This window comes from Streptomyces sp. NPDC111802 (assembly GCF_055634335.1).
In genome coordinates, this window is sequence record NZ_JBVKCZ010000046.1 from 1 (window position 1) to 20061 (window position 20061).

18 protein-coding genes are annotated in these 20061 nt (G+C 71.6%); 8 read left to right on the forward strand and 10 right to left on the reverse strand.

The window, feature by feature from the left end; genetic code table 11:
- Nucleotides 1–286 precede the first annotated feature (286 nt).
- Complete coding sequence (locus tag ACZ7NC_RS36395; protein ID WP_471494880.1) at nucleotides 287–571, forward strand: DUF6332 family protein; 285 nt, start codon at nucleotides 287–289, stop codon at nucleotides 569–571.
- On the opposite strand, the gene ACZ7NC_RS36400 is transcribed toward ACZ7NC_RS36395, so the two are convergent.
- The 3 genes from ACZ7NC_RS36400 to ACZ7NC_RS36410 all read right to left on the reverse strand — a co-directional run bounded on the left by ACZ7NC_RS36400 (nucleotide 532) and on the right by ACZ7NC_RS36410 (nucleotide 3226).
- A complete protein-coding gene (locus ACZ7NC_RS36400) occupies nucleotides 532–1197 on the reverse strand; it encodes a response regulator transcription factor (RefSeq protein ID WP_471494882.1) in 666 nt (221 codons plus the stop codon). The genes ACZ7NC_RS36395 and ACZ7NC_RS36400 overlap by 40 nt on opposite strands.
- Nucleotides 1194–2438, reverse strand: coding sequence for a sensor histidine kinase (locus ACZ7NC_RS36405; RefSeq protein ID WP_471494884.1), 1245 nt, complete (start codon nucleotides 2436–2438; stop codon nucleotides 1194–1196). Before ACZ7NC_RS36405 ends, ACZ7NC_RS36400 begins: the two co-directional genes overlap by 4 nt.
- A 92-nt stretch (nucleotides 2439–2530) precedes the next feature.
- A complete protein-coding gene (locus ACZ7NC_RS36410; protein WP_471494886.1) occupies nucleotides 2531–3226 on the reverse strand; it encodes a TetR/AcrR family transcriptional regulator in 696 nt (231 codons plus the stop codon).
- Nucleotides 3227–3359: 133 nt separating this feature from the next.
- Here ACZ7NC_RS36410 and ACZ7NC_RS36415 point away from each other — a divergent pair, with 133 nt between their 5' ends.
- On the forward strand, nucleotides 3360–3809 hold the full coding sequence (locus tag ACZ7NC_RS36415) for a nitroreductase family deazaflavin-dependent oxidoreductase (RefSeq protein WP_471494888.1): 450 nt from the start codon (nucleotides 3360–3362) through the stop codon (nucleotides 3807–3809).
- A 12-nt stretch (nucleotides 3810–3821) separates the two neighbouring features.
- Here ACZ7NC_RS36415 and ACZ7NC_RS36420 read toward each other — a convergent pair whose 3' ends face one another.
- A complete protein-coding gene (locus ACZ7NC_RS36420; protein ID WP_471494890.1) occupies nucleotides 3822–5060 on the reverse strand; it encodes a geranylgeranyl reductase family protein in 1239 nt (412 codons plus the stop codon).
- A gap of 133 nt (nucleotides 5061–5193) precedes the next feature.
- Between ACZ7NC_RS36420 and ACZ7NC_RS36425 the strand changes: the two genes are divergently transcribed.
- A complete protein-coding gene (locus tag ACZ7NC_RS36425) occupies nucleotides 5194–6549 on the forward strand; it encodes a M20/M25/M40 family metallo-hydrolase (protein ID WP_471494892.1) in 1356 nt (451 codons plus the stop codon).
- A gap of 25 nt (nucleotides 6550–6574) precedes the next feature.
- Nucleotides 6575–7633 (forward strand): protein kinase family protein, encoded by a 1059-nt coding sequence (locus ACZ7NC_RS36430; protein WP_471494894.1) that lies wholly within the window; start codon nucleotides 6575–6577, stop codon nucleotides 7631–7633.
- Here the strand turns inward: ACZ7NC_RS36430 and ACZ7NC_RS36435 are convergent.
- The 3 genes from ACZ7NC_RS36435 to ACZ7NC_RS36445 all read right to left on the reverse strand — a co-directional run bounded on the left by ACZ7NC_RS36435 (nucleotide 7600) and on the right by ACZ7NC_RS36445 (nucleotide 10147).
- Entirely contained in the window at nucleotides 7600–8643 is a 1044-nt protein-coding gene (locus ACZ7NC_RS36435; protein ID WP_471494896.1) for an NUDIX hydrolase, read from the reverse strand. The genes ACZ7NC_RS36430 and ACZ7NC_RS36435 overlap by 34 nt on opposite strands.
- A gap of 145 nt (nucleotides 8644–8788) precedes the next feature.
- A complete protein-coding gene (locus tag ACZ7NC_RS36440; RefSeq protein ID WP_471494898.1) occupies nucleotides 8789–9118 on the reverse strand; it encodes a hypothetical protein in 330 nt (109 codons plus the stop codon).
- 30 nt (nucleotides 9119–9148) lie between these two features.
- Nucleotides 9149–10147, reverse strand: a complete 999-nt coding sequence (locus tag ACZ7NC_RS36445) for a TIGR01777 family oxidoreductase (protein WP_471494900.1) — start codon at nucleotides 10145–10147, stop codon at nucleotides 9149–9151.
- 180 nt (nucleotides 10148–10327) lie between these two features.
- Here ACZ7NC_RS36445 and ACZ7NC_RS36450 point away from each other — a divergent pair, with 180 nt between their 5' ends.
- Nucleotides 10328–12340 (forward strand): NPCBM/NEW2 domain-containing protein, encoded by a 2013-nt coding sequence (locus tag ACZ7NC_RS36450; RefSeq protein WP_471494902.1) that lies wholly within the window; start codon nucleotides 10328–10330, stop codon nucleotides 12338–12340.
- Between the two features lie 89 nt (nucleotides 12341–12429).
- Here the strand turns inward: ACZ7NC_RS36450 and ACZ7NC_RS36455 are convergent, their stop codons facing one another.
- Complete coding sequence (locus tag ACZ7NC_RS36455; protein ID WP_471494904.1) at nucleotides 12430–13389, reverse strand: ROK family protein; 960 nt, start codon at nucleotides 13387–13389, stop codon at nucleotides 12430–12432.
- Between the two features lie 281 nt (nucleotides 13390–13670).
- Between ACZ7NC_RS36455 and ACZ7NC_RS36460 the strand changes: the two genes are divergently transcribed.
- A complete protein-coding gene (locus tag ACZ7NC_RS36460; protein WP_471494906.1) occupies nucleotides 13671–14720 on the forward strand; it encodes a LacI family DNA-binding transcriptional regulator in 1050 nt (349 codons plus the stop codon).
- Nucleotides 14721–14727: 7 nt separating this feature from the next.
- Nucleotides 14728–15480, forward strand: a complete 753-nt coding sequence (locus tag ACZ7NC_RS36465) for a hypothetical protein (protein ID WP_471494908.1) — start codon at nucleotides 14728–14730, stop codon at nucleotides 15478–15480.
- Between the two features lie 2 nt (nucleotides 15481–15482).
- Here the strand turns inward: ACZ7NC_RS36465 and ACZ7NC_RS36470 are convergent, their stop codons facing one another.
- On the reverse strand, nucleotides 15483–17549 hold the full coding sequence (locus ACZ7NC_RS36470; protein ID WP_471494910.1) for a serine/threonine-protein kinase: 2067 nt from the start codon (nucleotides 17547–17549) through the stop codon (nucleotides 15483–15485).
- A 94-nt stretch (nucleotides 17550–17643) separates the two neighbouring features.
- On the reverse strand, nucleotides 17644–18948 hold the full coding sequence (locus ACZ7NC_RS36475) for a DUF6986 family protein (protein WP_471494912.1): 1305 nt from the start codon (nucleotides 18946–18948) through the stop codon (nucleotides 17644–17646).
- A gap of 204 nt (nucleotides 18949–19152) precedes the next feature.
- On the opposite strand from ACZ7NC_RS36475, the gene ACZ7NC_RS36480 reads away from it, so the two are divergent.
- Nucleotides 19153–20061 (forward strand): endonuclease/exonuclease/phosphatase family protein, encoded by a 909-nt coding sequence (locus tag ACZ7NC_RS36480; RefSeq protein WP_471494914.1) that lies wholly within the window; start codon nucleotides 19153–19155, stop codon nucleotides 20059–20061.

Genomic DNA, 20061 nt, shown 5'->3' on the forward strand with positions numbered 1-20061 from the left:
CGCCAACACCAAGCCCGCATCAGCCACTACAGGCGACGCGGACACAGCCCATAAACCTGCCCAGCAATCAGCACAAGCACCGTTGCAGTACTAGGACCTTTCGTTTGGATCAGCTCGGCCGTGAGGTGCGGTTCTTCTCAGCCGACCCGTCGCGTGCCATGCCCCGCGACGCCGAGATGATCCAAACGACAGGGCCTGGGCCGGACACGGCCCAGGGGGGACGCCTCCCACGTGTGCCCGGTGGAGCCGCTTGCTCCGTCGGGCGCACGCCTGTTTGACTCAAGACATGGAGAACTATGGGGGACGGCGCCGTCAGGCCGAGCGGGACGCGATCACCGTCGAGATCGGATACGCCCTGTTCAGCGCCGCGTTCGCGGCGGCGGTGCTGTTCGGAGCGATCGTCGGGCCCGCGTTCGCCTTCGACGTGTCGGACGGCGCCCGCGGCACCCTCGTCGGCGTGGGTACCACGGTCGCGGTGGTGGTGTTCTTCGCCCGGGTCGTCAGCGTGCTGACGCGGTTCCGGCAGGCGTCTCAGCCCAACCAGCCCGGCCGCACCAACCCCGACTCGTAGGCGAGTACGACGAGTTGAGCCCGGTCCCGGGCGCCGAGCTTGACCATCGTGCGGCTGACGTGGGTCTTCGCGGTGAGGGGGCTGACGACCAGGCGGCGGGCGATCTCCTCGTTGGACAGGCCGATGCCGACCAGCGCCATCACCTCCCGCTCGCGCTCGGTGAGTTCGGCGAGGGAATCGGCCGCGGCCGGCTCCTTCGAGCGGGCGGCGAACTCGGCGATCAGACGCCGGGTCACTCCGGGTGACAGCAGGGCGTCGCCCTCGACCACCGCCCTTACGGCGCGCAGGAGTTCCTGCGGCTCGGTGTCCTTGACCAGGAAGCCGGAGGCGCCCGAGCGGATGGCCTCGAAGACGTACTCGTCGAGTTCGAAGGTGGTGAGCATGACCACCTTCACGCCCTCCAGGGCGTCGTCCTCGGTGATCCGGCGGGTCGCGGCAAGGCCGTCGAGGAGTGGCATGCGGATGTCCATCAGGACGATGTCGGGCCGCAGTTCGCGTACCTTGCGCAGCGCCTCCTCGCCGTCGGACGCCTCCCCGGCCACCTCGATGTCGGGCTGTGCGTCGAGCAGCGCCCGAAAGCCCGCCCGCACCAGTGACTGATCGTCGGCGAGCAGTACGCGGATCACCGGTCCTCCTTGGTGTGGGCAGGAGCCTTCAACGGCAGTACGGCGAGCACCCGGAACCCGCCTTCCGCACGCGGGCCCGCCTCGATCGTGCCACCCAGCGCGGCCGCCCGCTCCCGCATTCCGGCCAGCCCGTTGCCGCTGCCGCCCGCGTCGGCGCCGGTCGCGGGACCGTCGTCGTCGATCCGCAACCGTAGCGTCGCGTGGTCGTCCTGATCGAGGTGCACGCGCGCGTGCCGCGATCCGGAGTGGCGTACGACGTTGGTGAGGGCCTCCTGGACGATCCGGAAGGCGGCGAGGTCGGTACCGGGCGCGAGGCGGGGCGGCTCGCCCTCGACCTCCACGGTGAGGCCGGCGCTTGCCGCCTGACTCACCAGTTCGGGCAGCCGGTCGAGGCCGGGCGCCGGAGCGCGGGGGGCGTCGCCGGGGGTGCGCAGTGTGTCGAGGACCTGGCGGACCTCGCCGAGGGCCTCCTTGCTCTGGGCCTTGATGGTGGAGAGCGCCGTACGCGCCTGCTCGGGGTCGGTGTCGAGGAGCGCGAGGCCCACGCCTGCCTGGACATTGATGACGGAGATGCTGTGCGCGAGGACGTCGTGCAGCTCACGGGCGATCCGCAGCCGCTCCTCGTCGGCCCGCCGCCGTGCCGCCTGCGCGCGCTCGGCCCGCTCCCGCGCCCACTGCTCGCGCCGCGTCCTGGCCAGCTCCGAGACCGCGACGATCGCCGCGACCCAGGCGGCGATCACACCTTCCTGCCCCCAGGAGGCAGCCGAGTCACCGGACGGCGGCAGCCACTGGTACAGCCAGTGGGCCACGAGCGCGTGTCCGACCCAGAACACCGCGACCGCCGCCCAGGCGGCCTTGCGGTGCCCGGTGAGGATGGCGTTGAAGCAGGCCACCGCCACGGCCAGGAAGACCGGCCCGTAGGGGTAGCCGGCGCCCAGGTAGAGCGTGGCGGCCACCGAGGTGCCGAACATGACGGCCACCGGATACCGCTTGCGCCACAACAGCAGTCCCGACGCCACGAACAGCAGCACACGCGCGAAGGGGTCGAGTTGCTCCCGGTAGTCCCCCTGGGCCTCGGCCGCGAAGTTCGAACCGGCCATCACGAAGACCGTGATCAGCACGGTGGAGCGCCACGGCCAGCGGGGAGTGTGCTCCTCGTCGTCCCAGCGGTTCCACCACGGCGGCCCGTGCCGCCACCACGTCGGCGGGCCGCCGCCCCGGCGTACCTGCTGCTCGTCCATGTCCGCCACGCTAGACGCGATGGCCGCCGAGCGGCGTCCCCCGCGCGTGGTGATCACGCGTACTCCCCGCGAAGTACGCCCCGCTCACCGACTCACCTCAGGCCCACACCCTGCGCGAGCCGCGTCACCGCGTGCCGGAAGAACGCCTCCCTGTCCTCGACGACCCGGTTGAACTGCCCGAACAGCTCGAACCCGACGAGTCCGAAGAGCTCGGCCCAGGCGGCGATCAGAGCCGCGACCGTCGCCGGGGGGAGGTCGGGGGCCAGGTCGGCGGCCATGCGCTCGGCCTCGGGGCGCAGATCGGCGGGCAGGGACGGGGGTTCGGTGAGGTCCGCGCCCCGATGGGCGTCACGGACGATGCCGATGAAGACGAGGCCGACGCGGGAGGCGGGCGGGACCGTGGTGTCGGGCGCGGTGTATCCGGGCACGGGCGAGCCGTAGATCAGGGCGTACTCGTGCGGATGCCGCAGCGCCCAGTCCCGTACGGCCTCCGCCACCGCCGTCCAGCGGCGGAGGGGTGCGGCGTCCGCGGACTTGTCGTGCGCCGCTTCCGCGCTCTCGCCGATGGAGTTGTAGGCGTCGATGATGAGAGCGGTCAGCAGGTCGTCCCGGCTGGGGAAGTAGCGGTAGAGCGCGGAGGAGACCATGCCGAGTTCGCGGGCCACGGCACGCAGCGACAGCTTGGCGGCGCCCTCGGCCGCGAGCTGTCTGCGGGCCTCGTCCTTGATGGCCGCGGTGACTTCCATCCTGGCGCGGGCACGGGCGCCCTGTGCGGTGCGACTGCTCATGTGAGCCAGTCTCCCACGAATATCGGAGCAGTGCACACAATCGAGAGCACTGCTCTTGCATTGGATCGGCGATCTCGTGCACACTGCTCTCAAGCGAGAGCACCGCTCTCTCAAACTCTCACCGGGGGTTCCCATGTCATCGCCGTACTACCTCAAGGGCAGCCCGCTCAACGTCCGCCTCAACAGCGTCATCGGCTGGCTGGCCCGGCACGGACTGAGCATCGCCGGCACGGCGGAGATGTCCGTGCGCGGACGCAAGAGCGGCAAGATGCAGCGCATCCCGGTCAACCCGCACACCCACGAGGGCGGGCAGTACCTCGTCTCGGCCCGCGGCCACTCCCAGTGGGTGCGCAACATGCGCGCCGCGGGCGGCGGGGAGCTGCGGGTCGGGCGCCGGGTCCGTGCGTTCTCCGCGGTGGAGCTTCCCGACGAGGAGAAGCTCCCGATCCTGCGGACCTATCTGGAGAAGTGGGGCTGGGAGGTCAACCAGTACTTCCAGGGGGTCACCGCGAAGTCCTCCGACGAGGAGATCATCGCGGCGGCCAAGGACCACCCCGTCTTCCGGATCACCGTCGGCCGGTGAGCCGCGCCCGCGTCAGGCGGTGACCTCGTCGCCCTCCTGCGCGGGGCGGCGGTCCAGCGCGGTCAGGGCGCGCTGGGCCATGGGATGGCTGCGGACGATCTCGCCCAGCGACGTGGAGCCGCGGGTGATGTCCGTGAACGCCTTCCAGGCCGGCCGGAAACCGGTCAGCGCCGCGTGGAAGAGGCCGGGCCGGCGCTCGAACACCGTCAGCAGCCGCTTGCCGACGCTCATCTCGACACCGAGGCCCGCCTTGACCGCGAAGGCGTAGTTCAGGGCCTGGCGCCGGGCGTCCACCGCGTCGTGCGCCTCGGCGATCCGGACCGCCCACTCCCCCGCGAGCCGCCCCGAGCGCAGGGCGAACGAGATGCCCTCGCGCGTCCACGGCTCCAGCAGACCCGCCGCGTCACCGCACACCAGCACGCGCCCGCGTGACAGCGGCGAGTCGTCGGCCCGGCAGCGCGTCAAGTGCCCGGAGGAGACGCTCGGTTCGAACCCGGCGAGCCCGAGCCGGCCGATGAACTCCTCCAGATACCGCTTGGTCGCGGCGCCTTCACCGCGTGCCGAGATCACCCCGACCGTGAGCGTGTCGCCCTTGGGGAACACCCAGCCGTAACTGCCGGGAATCGGGCCCCAGTCGATGAGGACCCGTCCCTTCCAGTCCTCGGCGACCGTGTCCGGCACCGGGATCTCCGCCTCCAGGCCGAGATCCACCTGGTCGAGCTTCACCCCGACATGGGCCCCTATCCGGCTCGCGCTGCCGTCCGCGCCGACCACGGCCCGCGCGAGCAGCGTCTCGCCGTCCTGCAGGACGACGGCGACGCTGCGCCGGTCCGGGACCGCCGAGCCGTGCTGCTCGACGCGCTGCACGGTGACGCCGGTGCGCAGCTCGGCACCCGCCTTCTGCGCGTGCTCGACGAGCTGCTGGTCGAACTCGGACCGGTTGATCAGCCCGAACAGCATCTGCCTGGAACGGCGGGTGCGGGTGAAACGGCCGTTGTTCGAGAACGTCACCGCGTGCACCCGGTCCCGGAAGGGCAGCTCGAACCCGGGCGGGAGCGAGTCGCGCGAGGGTCCGATGATGCCGCCGCCGCACGTCTTGTAGCGCGGCAGCTCCGCCTTCTCCAGCACCAGCACGCGCCGCCCGGCGACCGCCGCCGCGTACGCGGCCGAGGCCCCCGCGGGTCCCGCGCCCACCACGACGACGTCCCACACCTGCCGCACGTCGTCCGCCGAAGAGTTCTCGCTGCTCACGATGGTCTACTGCTCCCGATCAAGCCGCCGCCTGCTGCTGTCCCCCGCATCCTACGGCGGGCGTCGTCGCAGGCCGCTGTGGGAGGATCACACCACTCATACGTACAACGTCGCACCCACAAGGAGCGTGCCCATGTCGTCGAATCCGGTCGCCGAGACCGTCGCCTCGCTGATGCCAAGGGCGAAGGCGGAGCTCACCGAGCTGGTGGCATTCAGGTCGGTGGCGGACTTCGACCAGTTCCCGAAGGCCGAGAGCGAGGGCGCGGCCCGCTGGGTCGCCGACGCGCTGCGCGCCGAGGGCTTCGAGGACGTGGCCCTGCTCGACACCCCCGACGGCACGCAGTCGGTGTACGGCTACCTGCCCGGCCCCGAGGGCGCGAAGACAGTCCTGCTGTACGCCCACTACGACGTGCAGCCCCCGCTGGACGAGGCCGCCTGGAGCACCCCGCCCTTCGAGCTGACCGAGCGCGACGGCCGCTGGTACGGACGCGGTGCCGCCGACTGCAAGGGCGGCGTGATCATGCACCTGCTGGCGCTGCGCGCGCTCAAGGCCAACGGTGGCGTGCCGGTGCACGTCAAGGTGATCGCCGAGGGCTCGGAGGAGATGGGCACCGGCGGTCTGGAGCGGTACGCCGAGCAGCACCCGGACCTGCTGGAGGCCGACACCGTCGTGATCGGCGACGCGGGCAACTTCCGCGTCGGCCTGCCGACGGTCACCTCGACCCTGCGGGGCATGACCCTGGTGCGCGTGCAGATCGACACGCTCGAAGGCAACCTGCACTCCGGCCAGTTCGGCGGTGCCGCGCCGGACGCGCTCGGCGCGCTGATCCGCGTACTGGACTCGCTGCGCGCGGAGGACGGCTCGACGACGGTGGACGGGCTGACCGGCGAATCGACATGGCAGGGGCTGCAGTACGACGAGGCGCAGTTCCGCGAGGACGCCAAGGTCCTCGACGGTGTCGGGCTGATCGGCTCCGGCACGGTCGCCGACCGGATCTGGTCGCGCCCCGCCGTCACGGTCCTCGGCATCGACTGCCCGCCGGTCGTCGGCGCCACCCCGTCCGTGCAGGCGAGCGCGCGTGCGCTGATCAGCCTCCGGGTGCCGCCGGGCGTCGACGCCGCCGAGGCGACCAAGCTGCTCCAGGCCCACCTGGAGACCCACACGCCGTGGGGTGCCCGGGTGCGCAGCGAGCAGATAGGGCAGGGCCAGGCGTTCCGCGCCGACACGAGCAGCCCGGCGTACCAGGCGATGGCGGACGCGATGGCGGTGGCGTACCCGGGCCAGGAGATGCAGTACGCCGGCCAGGGCGGCTCGATCCCGCTGTGCAACACCCTCGCCGCCCTCTACCCGCACGCGGAGATCCTCCTCATCGGCCTGAGCGAGCCGGAGGCGCAGATCCACGCCGTGAACGAGAGCGTGTCCCCGCAGGAGCTGGAGCGGCTCTCGGTCACCGAGGCGCTGTTCCTCCGTAATTACGCGGCGAGTTGAGGGACCCGCAGCTGATGATGGGGCGATGATCCGCAACGAACGCCTCGCCGCCCACACCGACATCGCCACGTCCCTCGCGCTTCTCGGCGACCACGAACTCGCGGCCCTGGTGGAGTCGGGCGAACCGCTCGGCACCGGAATCGGTGGCCGTTCGACGCTGGTCGAGGTGGACGGCAGACGGGTCTTCGTGAAGCGGGTCCCGCTCACCGACGTCGAGTTGCGGCCGGCGAACGTCCGCTCCACGGCGAATCTCCTCGGACTGCCGACGTTCTTCCACTACGGCATCGGCAGTCCGGGATTCGGGGCCTGGCGGGAGCTCGCCGTGCACACGATGACCACGAACTGGGTCCTGGCCGACCGGTTCGCGGGGTTCCCGTTGACGCACCACTGGCGGGTTCTGCCCGACGTACCGCAGCCGTTGCCGGAGTTGCTGTCCGACGTGGAGCGGGCCGTCGCCTACTGGGGCGGCGGCCCGCGCGTGCGCGAGCGTATCGAGGGGCTGCGGACGGCGTCCGCGAGCCTGGCGCTGTTCCTGGAGTACGTGCCGTACACGCTGAACGAATGGCTGGACGCCCGGCTGCGCACGGATGAGGCCGACGCCGCGTGCGCCCTGGTGGAAAGGGAACTCGCGGCCACCACCGGCTTCCTCCGCGAGAGCGGGCTTGTGCACTTCGACGCCCACTTCCTGAACTTCCTCACCGACGGCCACCGGCTCTACCTCGCCGACTACGGCCTCGCCCTCTCCGCCCGCTTCCCCCTCACCCCGCAGGAGCGCGGCTTCTTCGAGCGGCACCGGCACTACGACCGTGACTACACGGCGTTCCACTTCGTGAACTGGCTCGCGACCGCCCTGTACGGCTACGGCACGGACGATCGCGAGGCCTTTGTGCGTGACTGCGCCGACGGGGCGAGGCCGCGGGACATCCCGCGGGTCGCCGCCGGCATCATCGAGCGGTATGCGCCACTGGCCGTCGTGATGGGTGACTTCGCCAGGCGGCTGCAGCACGAGAGCAGGCTGGCCCCGTACCCGTACGACGAGCTGCGGCTCGTTCATGAAGGCGTCGGAATGCCCGCCTCCAGGTAGAGCGCCGCCCCTCGTTCCCGCGCCCGCAGCGCCCAGCGCAGCCGCTCGTAGCGCACCGGCGGCAGCAGGTCGGCCGCCTCCTCCTCCGTGACGAAGCGCCAGTCACGCAGTTCGGGGCCGGGCAGCAGGAGGCGTTGGGCCTCCTCGGAGTCCAGCCGACCGCCGTCGAAGAGCAGGCGCAGACCGCCGTAGCCGGGAGGCGAGGGCCGCTCCCAGTCGACGACGAGGAGGCGGGGCACGTCGTCGAGCCGTATCCCCGTCTCCTCGGCGACCTCGCGCATGCCCGCGCGCGCGGGCGCCTCGCCGCGCTCGACGACACCGCCGGGGAACTCCCAGCCGGCCTTGTACGTGGGGTCGACCAGCAGCACCCGGTCCTGCTCGTCGAAGAGGAGCACACCCGAGGCGAGGGTCTCGGCGGTGGGCTCGGGGGTCTGCACGATGTCGCAGACGGGGAGCGTACCGTCGCCGACCGTCTCGGCGATCCGCGCGGCGGTCTCGTACGGCGTCAGGCCGCTGTTGTCGACAGGGTAGGCGTCGGCGGTGAGCCAGGCGGCGAGCGCGGCGCGGTACGGCTCTATGTGGTCGTACGACCACTGCCGGATCCGTATGTCGCCGTCGGGCAGGTCGGGCGGGATCTCCCGCCCGGCTATTCGCTCGCGCAGGATCGTTTCCGCCGGGGCGAGCAGGACATGCTGGACGGTGATGCGGCGGGCGGCGAGGCCGCCGAAGATCTCGTCGCGGTACTCCTGGCGCAGCAGGGTCATGGGGACCACGAGGGTCCCGCCGAGCTCGGCGTGCAGCGCGGCCGCCGTGTCGATCACGAGACGTCGCCAGATCGGCAGGTCCTGGAAGTCACCGACCTCGGTGAGGCGTTTGGGCGGAAGCAGGTGGGTGAGTGCTCCGCCGATGACCTCGGGGTCGAAGAGCGTGCTGTTCGGGATCAGCTCGATCAGTTCCCGTGCGGTGGTGGTCTTCCCCGCACCGAACGCGCCGTTGATCCAAACGATCACGTTTCCCCCTCTTCTGTTGGCCCCCTGTGGCTTGCCCGCTCCACCCTGCCACGGAAACCACCTCTCGTAGAGAGCGCATGACGACGGCGCCGTCCTCCGCTCGGATACGGGGGTACGGCGCCGTGTGGTCGGGTCGGCGGGCTCGTCAGCCCTTCTTCCCGTGCTTTCCGTGCGGGGCGTTGTTCACCGCCCGGTCCGTTTCGCGGTTGATCGCCTTGCCGAAGGTGTCCAGGGTCTGGTCCACGTTGATCCCGGCGAGCTTGGTCGGAGCGGTCGTGTTGAGGCCGGCGAGCTTGTTCTTACCGCTCATGTCCAGGCCCGCGGCCTTGATCTGACCGCCGGTGCCGGGCAGTCCGGCCGAAGGGGACCCGGTGCCGGAGGTGCCGGAGGACTCGGCCGAGTGGGACGGCGTGACAGCGGCGACGACGAATCCGGTGGCCAGGGAGGCGATGGCGAGCATGCTGCGCTTCTTCATGCCCGGTTCAACTGCGAAACGGCCCCGGAGTCACGCCCCACCTCCGGACGAACCGGACAGCGACGCGACCTCGGCCCCGGCCTGCCGCCGATCATGTCGGCGCCGCCGGGCCAGATCGCCGGCCGCCTCCGGCCATCCCGGAAAGGCGAACTCGAACCCCTCGGCGAGCAGCCGGCCGGGGACGACCCGCCGGCTCTTCAGCAGCAGCTCGGTGTCCGAGCGCAGTGCGAACGCGCCGAGTTCGGCCATCCACTTCGTCGCGGGCAGTCCCACGGGGACACCCCAGGCGGAGCGCAGGGCGCGCATGAACGCGCGCTGCGGCAGCGGCTCGGGCGCGGCGAGGTTCACGGGCCCGACGAGATCGTCCCGCTCGACCAGGAACCGGACCGCGCGGACGAAGTCCCGGTCGTGGATCCAGGAGACGTACTGCCCGCCGCCCGCCACGGGCCCGCCGAGCCCCAGCCTCGCCAGCCGCAGCAGGACGTCGAACACACCGCCGCGATCGGGGCTCATCACCATCGCGGAACGCAGGGCGACCTTGCGGGTGCGCGGCGTGTCGGCCTCCTCCTGCGCCCGCTCCCAGGCCCTGGCGATCTCGACGCTGTAGGACCAGTAGCCCGGCACATCGGGCTCACCGCCGCCGATGACACCGGTCGCCTCGTCGTTGGCGGCGTCGAAGCGGTGGGCGTAGACGGTGGCGGTGCTCATCTGGAGCCAGACGCCGGGCGGCCGGGCGGCGTTCGCGATCGCCTCGCCCACGATCTCGGTGGAGTGCACCCGCGAATCCATCATGTCCTGCAAATTGGCCGGGGTGTAGCGGCAGCTGACGCTGCGCCCGGCCAGGTTGATCACGACATCGCTGCCGTCGATCTCCTCGGTCCACGGGCCCCGGGTCGCGCCGTCCCACCGGACCTCGCCGTCGCGCGTGGGCCGCCTGGTCAGGACGACGACCTCGTGCCCCGCGCTGCTCAGCGCGCGGTTCAGGATCGTGCCCACCTGCCCGGTTCCACCGGGAATCACTATCTTCATCGGCTCCCCCTCGAGTGTCGGAACGAGCCTAGCGCAGAGTATTGAACATGTTCAAAAGTCGGTTGTGACGCCATTCCCGGTCCAGACACTTTCCAACACACTCCGACAGGTTCTACCGTGAGCGCACCATGACGCGTACATGCCGTCATCTCGCTCTCGCAGGTACGGAGGAACGTAAGGATGCGTCACCTTCACACCCGCACAACCCGAAGAAGGCTGGCCGGAGCCCTGGCCGCGGGCCTGCTGTGCGCGGCGGGACTCGCCGTCCCCGCGGCCACCGCAGCGCCCGCCGCACCCGCCGCGGACGACGGTCTCGCGCTCACCCCGCCCATGGGCTTCAACAACTGGAACTCCACGCACTGCCGTGCCGAGTTCAACGAGGCCATGGTCAAGGGGATCGCCGACATCTTCGTCGAGAAGGGCCTCAAGGACGCCGGGTACCAGTACGTCAACCTCGACGACTGCTGGGCCCTGCCCACCAGGGACGCGAACGGCAAGCTCGTGCCCGATCCGGTTCGCTTTCCCCACGGGATCAAGGCCGTCGCGGACTATGTCCACGCCAAGGGCCTGAAGCTCGGCATCTACACCAGCGCGGGCACGAAGACCTGCGACACCATCGGCTTCCCGGGCGCCCTCGGCCATGAGTACAGCGACGCCCGGCAGTTCGCGGACTGGGGCGTCGACTACCTCAAGTACGACAACTGCAACAACCAGGGCGTGGACGCCAAGCTGCGTTACACGACCATGCGGGACGCGCTCAAGGCCACCGGCCGCCCGATCGTGTACAGCATCTGCGAATGGGGCGAGAACAAGCCCTGGGAGTGGGCGGCCGACGTCGGTCAGCTGTGGCGCACGACCGGCGACATCAGCGACAACTGGGGCTCGATGCTGTCGATCCTCAAGCAGAACCTGGCCCTCGCGCCGCACGCCGGCCCCGGCCACTGGAACGACCCCGACATGCTGGAGGTCGGCAACGGCGGCATGACGGGCACCGAGTACCGCTCGCACTTCTCGATGTGGGCGATCATGGCCGCGCCGCTGCTCATCGGCTCCGACCTGCGGTCCGCCTCCGAGGAGACCTTCGCGATACTCGGCAACCGCGAGGTCATCGCGGTCGACCAGGACCCGCTGGGCAAACAGGGCAGCGTCGTCTCCTCGGCGGGCGGGCGCTGGGTCGTCGCCAAGGAGATGCGGGACGGCAGCCGCGCGGTGGCGCTCTTCAACGAGTCCGGCACCGCCCAGCGCGTCACCACGAGCGCCGAGGCGGTGGGCCTGCCCGACGCCGACGCGTACACGCTGCGCGACCTGTGGCAGCACCGCGACTACAACACCGCGGGCACCATCTCGGCGACCGTCCCCGCCCACGGCACGGTCCTGCTGCGTGTCTCCGCCGACGACACGTGGGCCCAGCACCCGCCGGCCGTGGAACTCGGCCTGGACGGCAGCCCCTTGGTCGAGGCGGGCACGGCGGCCGCGCTGACCTCGACCGTCACCGACCTCGGACGCACCCCTGCCAGGCGCGTGTCCGTCACGCTGACCGGCCCCGAGGGATGGTCCGTGAAGGCGACGTCACCGACCACCTCGCCGACGCTCCCGACGGGCCGCTCCCTGCGCACCAAGTGGACGGTCACGGCGCCGAAGGGAACGCCCACCGGGTCGTACGGCCTCACCCTCAAGGCGAGTTACCGCTCACCGACCGGTGTCCGCGTCGACAGCGCGCTGCCGCTAACCGCGACCGTGGTGGCGCCACCGCCCTCGGGGACGTCCGGGCTCGGTGACCTTCCCTGGCTGTCGGCCACCAACGGCTGGGGCCCGGTCGAGCGCAACACCAGCAACGGCGAGAGCGGCGCGGGCGACGGCAACCCGATCACCATCGGCGCGGTGGTGTACGGCACGGGCCTCGGGGTCCACGCCGACAGTGCCGTCGAGTACTACACCGGCGGTGCGTGCGAGACGGTCACCGCGCAGGTCGGGGTCGACGACGAGGAGGGCGCGGACGGCACCGTCGCCTTCGAGATCTGGGCGGACGGGCGCAGGGCCGCCGCGACCGGAGTCCTCGGCAACGCGTCGCCGGCCCAGCCGATCACGGCCGATGTGACCGGCGCCCAGGTGGTCCGGCTGGTCGTCACCGACGGCGGCGACGGCGTCACTTCGGACCACGGGGACTGGGCGGAGGCGCGGTTGAGCTGCTGAGCGGGGGAAGCCGGGGTGAGTGCGCGCGCCTGTGGTGTGCCGCTCACCCCTGATTCCGGCGGCTGAACGTTCCTGCCCCAGCCGCCGCCTCACACTTTCGCCGCGGTCGCCCCCGCCTTGCCCGCGAGCGCGAGCGCGGCCGCCGCGGCTCCCACCAGCCCCGCGTCCGTGCCCATCTGGGCCGGTGTGATGGTCAGCCGCTGGACGAAGGACAGGGTGGCGTATTCGTGGAGGGCCTTGCGCAGTGGCGTGAAGAGGACGTCGCCCGCCTTGCCCACTCCCCCGCCGATCACCGCGATGTCGATCTCGACAAGGGTCGCGGTGGCCGCGATCCCGGCGGCCAGGGCCTGTGCCGCCCGCTCGAAGGAGGCCACGGCGACCGGGTCGCCGGCGCGCGCGGCGGCGGCCACCGCGGCGGCGGACGTGTCGCCGTCCGGGCCGGGCTGCCAGCCGTTCTCGATCGCCCGCCGGGCGATGTTGGGACCGCTCGCGATGCGCTCCACACAGCCGCGCGAACCGCACGGGCACAGATCGCCGTCCAGGTCGACGCTGATGTGACCGATGTGGCCGGCGTTGCCGGTGGGGCCGGGGTGCAGCCGGCCGTTCAGCACCAGACCGCCGCCGACGCCCGTGGAGACGACCATGCAGAGCGCGTTGTCGTGCCCCCGGGCCGCTCCCTGCCAGTGCTCGGCAGCCGTGATGGCCACCCCGTCCCCGATCAGCTCGACGGGCAGCCCTCCGGCCGCCTCCTGGACCCGCCGGACCAGCGGGTAGTCGCGCCAGCCGGGCACGTTCACCGGACTCACGGTGCCCGCCGAGGCGTCCACCGGTCCCGCGCTGCCGATTCCGAGGGCCGTGGCGCGCCCCCACAGGGGCGCAGCGGTGAGTTCGCCGACGACCGCCTCGACGGCCCGCATCACCGTCTCACCGTCCTCCTGGGCCGGCGTCGAGCGCTGGGCCCGGGAAACGATCGTGCCGTGGCCGTCCACCAGCGCTCCGGCGATCTTGGTGCCGCCGATGTCGAGCGCAGCCACGAGGTCGGTGTGCATCAGTGTCAGTTCTCCCCGTCAACCATTCGGATCTCCCCGTCAACCACGGGAAATGGGCGAGCCGGTCTCGCGGTGGGGACGCAGGCCGGAGATTGCGGTGGACAGTGTCTCCCGGATCTGACAACGTTGTCCAGGCTCTATGCTCGACGCCACATCCTCATACAAACCCATGGACCGACGCATCCCCATGGACCGACGCGTCCCCATCCGTCCCATGGATAGACGCATTTCCATGGACCGACGCATCCCCGTGGACGACGACAGGACAGGACATCCGCATCGTGCCCGAGACCATCCGCCGATCCGACCGCGCGCCCGAGAACCGCTACGGCAACCGTCCGACCATGAAGGACGTCGCCGCGCGTGCCGGAGTCGGCCTGAAGACCGTCTCGCGCGTGGTCAACGGAGAGCCCGGGGTCACCCCGGAGACGGAGCGCCGCGTCCAGGAAGCCATCGACGCCCTGGGCTTTCGCCGCAACGACAGCGCGCGGGTGCTGCGCAAGGGCCGTACGGCGAGTATCGGACTGGTCCTGGAGGATCTCGCGGACCCCTTCTACGGCCCGCTGAGCCGATCGGTGGAGGAGGTCGCCCGGGCGCACGGCGCGCTGCTCATCAACGGCTCCAGCGCCGAGGACCCCGACCGCGAGCAGGAACTGGCGCTGGCGCTGTGCGCGCGGCGGGTGGACGGGCTGGTGATCATCCCCGCCGGTGACGACCACCGGTACCTGGAGCCCGAGCTCAAGGCGGGTGTCGCCACGGTGTTCGTGGACCGCCCGGCGGGGAAGATCGACGCCGACTGCGTCCTGTCCGACAACCACGGCGGCGCCCGCGACGGCGTCGCCCACCTCATCGCCCACGGCCACCGCCGGATCGGTTTCATCGGCGACATGCCCCGCATCCACACGGCCGCCGAACGGCTGCGCGGCTATCGGGCCGCCATGGAGGACGCGGGCATACCGGTGGCCGACTCCTGGATGTCCCTGGGCGTCACGGACCCGGAGCGGGTGCGCCGGGCGGCCGAGGTGATGCTCACCGGCCCCTCCCCCGTCACCGCGATCTTCGCGGGCAACAACCGTGTGACGGTCACCGTGATCCGTGTCCTCGCCGAGCAGAGCCGCCGTGTCGCCCTGGTCGGCTTCGACGACATCGAACTCGCCGACCTGCTCCAGCCGGGCGTCACCGTCGTCGCCCAGGACGCCGCCGCCCTCGGCCGCACCGCCGCCGAGCGGCTGTTCCGGCAACTGGACGGCACCCTGGTCGCTCCGGAGCGCATCGACCTGCCGACGCGGCTGATCACCCGTGGCTCGGGCGAACTGCCGCCGGAGGACTGATCCGGGTATGGACGACCGCGACCTGGAGACGCTCGGCCTGGCGGACGCGCCGCGCGATCATCCGCTGCTCTACCCGGGCGCCTGGCCGGCCGACTCCGGGCTCCTCGACGGGAACCGGCTGCTGCCCCTGGACCGCCTGGTGTACGACGACCGGGTGCCCGTCCTCGCGGTCGGCTCCAACGCCTGCCCGGGCCAACTGCGGCGCAAGATGAACGCGTTCGGGATCGTCTCACCGCTGCCGATGGTGAAGGTACGGGTGACCGGCATCGAGGTGGGCGTCTCCGCGCACGTGAGCCGCTTGGGCTATGTGTCCGCGTCGCCGTTCCACGCGCCGGGCCACGTACGCGAGTTGTTCCTGACCTGGCTCGACGACGAGCAGTTGGCGGTGATCGACGCGAGCGAGGGCGTGCCGCTGCCGGACGGCAATTTCGGCCGCGCCTGGCTGCCGTCGACCGAGGTACGGATCGACCTGGCCGACGGGACCACGCTCCCGGGGGCCTTCGTGTACGTCAACCGCCATGGCGTCCTGCGTGACGGCGGCGGCGCGCCGCGCACCCACCCCGGCCAGCGCGCGCTGCTCACCGAACTCCTGATGGGGTCGGCCCGGTTGCGGAAGCTGTTCGGTGTCGCGCCCGAGGAGTTCTGCGAACGGGCGCGGGCCGACGCCGAGCTGTGCCGAAGGGGCACCCTGCTGTTCGCGGAGGAGAAGCTGGTGACGGCCTCCGGGCTGGAGGGCTACCTCCCCGCCGAGCGGTCCTGAGCTCAGCAGACCGGGAGTCCGGGCACCGGCTCGTCGTTGTTGCCGCCTTCGATGTAGACGTCGCTGACGTAGACGTTGGTGTTGCCGCTGTCGTCGTCCGTCCTGGCCCACCAGACGTTGGTCCACTGACCGGACGTCTCACGACGGCCCAGGTTCTGCTGGCAGTAGAAGTAGTTGGTGCCCGCGTTGAGGACGCCGACCTTGGTGCCGGAGGCGGTGTAGGAGTCCGCCGTCTTCCACACCTGGCAGTTGTACTTGCCCCCGCCGATGGAGAAGCAGGACGGGTCCGGTGTGGTGCCGCCGCTTCCGCCCGTGGTGCCTGCGCCTCCTGTGGTTCCGCCACCACCGGTGGTGCCGCCGTCGCCGGAACCGCCGCCCGTGGTACCGCCGTTGGTCCCGCCCCCGCCCGAGGTCCTGGAGGGGGACGAGGTGCCGGGCCGGTCCGAGGGCTCGGTCTCCGCGGAACGGCTGGGGGACTTGGACGCGTCGGGGGACTTCTCGTCGTCGCCCTTCTCGGTCAGACCGGAGTCGTTCGAGGGGTCGGTGTCGGGGCTGCCGCTCGCCTCGGCGGACCTGCCCTCCTGCGCGGTGGCGGACAAGGAGTCCTGCGCTTCGGTCTTGGCGTCGCCCTTGTTGTTGACCAGGGCGACCGTGACCCCGGCCGCCGCGAGGACGACGGTGACGGCCACGGCGGCGAGCAGAGCGCGCCCCTTGCGCCGGGAGGGCGGATCGGAGGAGGTGACCATCGGGCCGGTGGCGTCCGCGTCGTGCGGCGGGGTGGGGCCGCCGTGGCCGTGCTGGTACGGCCCGGAGGGTGCCGGGGCACCGCCGTACGGGGACACGGGCGGCTGCCCGGGGCCACCGGGCCCCTGTGCGGCCGGGCCGGAATGGCCGACGGCGCCGAAGCCCTGGGCCGGCGGTGTGCCCTGCCCGGGAGTCGCGGCTCCCTGCGCTCCCTGGGCCGGGGCGCCGAAGACCGGTGCCCCGGGGAGGCCGGACGCGGGCACGCCCTGCCTCGGTGTGTCGCCGCCGCCCTGCGCCGCGGGCGCGCCCTGTCCCTGGCCGCCGTACACCTGTGGCTCTGCTTGGCCGGTGGGGCCGACGGGGGCCGTGGGTCCGAATCCGGGCGGCACCGACGGGACACTGCGCTGCGTCTGCCCGGGCCCGGGGTCCGCCGGCCCCCGCAGCGCCGCCGTCGGCGCGTCCGTGCCGTCGGCGTCCGCGACCGCCTGGAGGAGTCCGCGCGCCTCGTCCGCCTCGGGGCGGGACTCGGGCCGCTTGTCCATCAGTCGCTGGAGGACGGGGCCGAGCGGTCCCGCGTTTCGGGACTCGGGCAGGGGCTCGCTGACGATCGCGGTGAGCGTGGAGAAGGTCGATGTGCGGCGGAAGGGCGCGGAGCCCTCCACCGCCGCGTACAGCGTGGCGCCCAGCGCCCAGACGTCCGAGGAGGAGCCCGGCTCGGCGCCCTGGGCGCGCTCGGGCGCCAAGTAGTCCAGGGAGCCGACGAGATGGCCGGTGCGGGTCAGATGGGTGGCCGAGCCGTCGCCCGGGTCGTCCATCGTCGCGATGCCGAAGTCGGTGAGCACGACCCGGCCGGAGGTCTCCAGCAGGATGTTGCCGGGCTTGACGTCACGGTGCAGGACGCCGGCCCGGTGCGCGGCGGCCAGCGCGGCCATGACCTTGGCGCCGATCCCGGCCGCCTCACGCGGATCGAGCGTGCCGCGCTCGCGCAGCACGGCCTCCAGGGAGGGGCCGTCGACCAACTCCATGACGATCAGCGGGCGGCCGTCGACCTCCGCGACATCGTGAACGGCCACGACACCGGGGTGCCGCACCCGGGCCGCCGCACGGGCCTCGCGCTGCATCCGCAGCCGCAGATCGGCCAGTTCGGGGCCGTCGGCATCACTGTAGGTGCGCAGCTCCTTGACGGCGACCTCGCGGCCGAGGACCTCGTCGACGGCCTTCCAGACCACGCCCATGCCGCCGCGCCCGAGTTGCGTCACGACGCGATAGCGCCCCGCCAGCAGTCGACCGGCCTCGTCCGCCTGTCCGTACTCCCCCGAAGACACCGCTGCCCCGTTCCTGTGACACGTCTTTGCGTCCGTACAGACTACGGGGCGGCAGTGACAACGCCAGCGGCCGGCGGCCGTTGTGACTGGCCCGCTACTTGGCGGACACCGTCAGGTCACCGCGCCGGGGTGCCGCGAATCCCTCCAGATCGACACGGGTCAGACCGGCGAGCCGGGCGACCTCGGCGATGTCGAGGGCACCGCAGTCCAGTCCGCGCAGCAGATAGCCGCTGAGCGCCTTGGCGGTCGCGGGCTCGTCCATGACGTCGCCGCCGGCCCGGTTCGCGTACCGGGCGAGGCGGCCCGCCGCCTGCTCGAAGCCCTCGCGGTAGAAGGCGAAGACCGCCGCGTACCGGGTCGGGATGTGGCCGGGGTGCATGTCCCAGCCCTGGTAGTAGGCGCGCGCCAGGGCACGGCGGGTGAGGCCGTAGTGCAGCCGCCAGGCGTCGTGGACCTTCTCGGTCGTACCGATCGGCAGGACGTTCGTCGAGCCGTCCGAGACGCGTACGCCGGTGCCCGCCGCCGCGACCTGCATGATCGCCTTGGCGTGGTCGGCGGCCGGGTGGTCGCTGGCCTGGTAGGCGGCGGAGACGCCGAGACAGGCGCTGTAGTCGAAGGTGCCGTAGTGCAGGCCGGTGGCGCGACCCTCGGCGGCCTGGATCATCCGGGCGACGGTGGCGGTGCCGTCGGTGGCGAGGATGGACTGGCTGGTCTCGATCTGGATCTCGAAGCCGATCCGGCCGGGTTCGAGACCGCGCGCCTTCTCGAACTCCTCCAGGAGCCGCACCATCGCGGTGACCTGCTCGGGATAGGTCACCTTCGGCAGCGTCAGCACCAGTCCGTCGGGCAGGCCGCCGGCCTCCATCAGGCCGGTGAGGAAGATGTCGAGGGTGCGGATGCCCCGGTCGCGTACGGGCGCCTCCATGCACTTCATGCGGATGCCCATGTACGGGGCCGCCGTGCCGTTCTCGTACGCCTCGGCGATCAGGCGTGCCGCGCGGGCGGCCGTCTCGTCCTCCTCGGCGTCGGGGCGGGGGCCGTAGCCGTCCTCGAAGTCGACGCGCAGGTCCTCGATGGGCTCGCGCTCCAGCTTGGCGCGCACGCGCGCGTACACGGGCTCGGCGAGTTCGCCGGACAGGCCGAGGACGGCGGCGAAGGACGCGGCGTCGGGCGCGTGGCGGTCGAGGGCGGCGAGGGCCTGGTCGCCCCAGGAGCGGATGGTGTCGGCCGCGAAGGCGTCGCCGGGGACGTAGACCGTGTGGACGGGCTGACGGGTGCCGGGGTCTCCGGGGTAGCGGCGCTCAAGCTCGGCGTCGACCGGCGCGAGGGAGGCGCTGATCTCCTCGCTGACGGCGCCCGCGAGGCTCGTCGCCACCTTCTCCTGTTGGCCCTGACCCATTCCCACACCCTCCTACTTCCGCGATACGGAATCAACAATCCGTATAACGAAGTTATCCGGGGACCTTCCACCTGGTCAACACCATGTCCACGGGGAGTCACTCCCCCATCTCGCCATGTTCACGCTCATCTCAGGACGCGGTATCACACTTCCATACGCACGCCCCGCACGACTCGTCCGGCAGTTCCCACCGAAGGAGCCCCTGTGCCGAACCACAGTCGAGTCACGCGCCGTCTGGGCCTGAAGGCCGCGTTAGCCGCGGCGGTCACCGCGCCCCTCTCCAGTACAGCACTGTCCACGTCGGCCGCCTCGGCGGGTGAGCGGCCGGCCCGCCGCCACCTCCAGGTCATGTCCTTCAACCTGCGCTTCGCGAGCACGGCGGAGCCCAACAGCTGGGCCGTGCGCAGACCGGTGATGCGCGAGCTGCTGCGCCGCGAGGCCCCGCACGTCATCGGCACCCAGGAGGGCATCTTCTCGCAGCTGCTCGACATCGACTCCGACCTCGGCCCGCGCTACGACTGGGTGGGCACCGGCCGGCTGCACGGCGGCCGCGACGAGTCCATGGCGATCTTCTACGACTCCCATCGACTGCGCCCGACCGAGTACGACCACTTCTGGCTCTCCGGCACCCCGGACGTGATCGGCTCCAACACCTGGGGCGCCGCCTTCCCCCGCATGGTCACCTGGATCCGCTTCCGCGAACTGACCGACGGCGGCCGCGAGTTCTACGTGCTCAACACCCACTTCGACCATGTGAGCCAGTACGCGCGCGAGCGCAGCGCCAGGCTCATCGCCGAGCGGATCGACGGCTTCGACCGCTCGCTGCCGGTCGTCGTGACCGGGGACTTCAATGTCGCCGCCCACAAGAACACGGTGTACGACACGCTGCTCGGCGCCGGTCTCGTGGACACCTGGGACAGCGCGCGCGAGCGCGGCGATCTGTACGCGACCTTCCACGGCTACAAGCCGCTGACGCCGAACGGCGACCGCATCGACTGGATCCTCAGCACGCCCGGCGTGACAGCGCACCGGGCGGCGATCAACACCTACGCGGAGAACGGCCAGTTCCCGAGCGACCATCTGCCCGTACAGGCGTTCCTGAGCCTGGGATGA

What these genes read in the sequence shown, in the direction of transcription:
- ACZ7NC_RS36425 (WP_471494892.1), top strand. Translation starts at nt 5,194, where the DNA reads ATGTCGTCGAATCCGGTCGCCGAGACCGTCGCCTCGCTGATGCCAAGG.
- ACZ7NC_RS36445 (WP_471494900.1), bottom strand. Translation starts at nt 10,147, where the DNA reads ATGAAGATAGTGATTCCCGGTGGAACCGGGCAGGTGGGCACGATCCTG.
- ACZ7NC_RS36395 (WP_471494880.1), top strand. Translation starts at nt 287, where the DNA reads ATGGAGAACTATGGGGGACGGCGCCGTCAGGCCGAGCGGGACGCGATC.
- ACZ7NC_RS36415 (WP_471494888.1), top strand. Translation starts at nt 3,360, where the DNA reads ATGTCATCGCCGTACTACCTCAAGGGCAGCCCGCTCAACGTCCGCCTC.
- ACZ7NC_RS36450 (WP_471494902.1), top strand. Translation starts at nt 10,328, where the DNA reads ATGCGTCACCTTCACACCCGCACAACCCGAAGAAGGCTGGCCGGAGCC.
- ACZ7NC_RS36410 (WP_471494886.1), bottom strand. Translation starts at nt 3,226, where the DNA reads ATGAGCAGTCGCACCGCACAGGGCGCCCGTGCCCGCGCCAGGATGGAA.
- ACZ7NC_RS36475 (WP_471494912.1), bottom strand. Translation starts at nt 18,948, where the DNA reads ATGGGTCAGGGCCAACAGGAGAAGGTGGCGACGAGCCTCGCGGGCGCC.
- ACZ7NC_RS36440 (WP_471494898.1), bottom strand. Translation starts at nt 9,118, where the DNA reads ATGAAGAAGCGCAGCATGCTCGCCATCGCCTCCCTGGCCACCGGATTC.
- ACZ7NC_RS36465 (WP_471494908.1), top strand. Translation starts at nt 14,728, where the DNA reads ATGGACGACCGCGACCTGGAGACGCTCGGCCTGGCGGACGCGCCGCGC.
- ACZ7NC_RS36405 (WP_471494884.1), bottom strand. Translation starts at nt 2,438, where the DNA reads ATGGACGAGCAGCAGGTACGCCGGGGCGGCGGCCCGCCGACGTGGTGG.
- ACZ7NC_RS36430 (WP_471494894.1), top strand. Translation starts at nt 6,575, where the DNA reads ATGATCCGCAACGAACGCCTCGCCGCCCACACCGACATCGCCACGTCC.
- ACZ7NC_RS36455 (WP_471494904.1), bottom strand. Translation starts at nt 13,389, where the DNA reads ATGCACACCGACCTCGTGGCTGCGCTCGACATCGGCGGCACCAAGATC.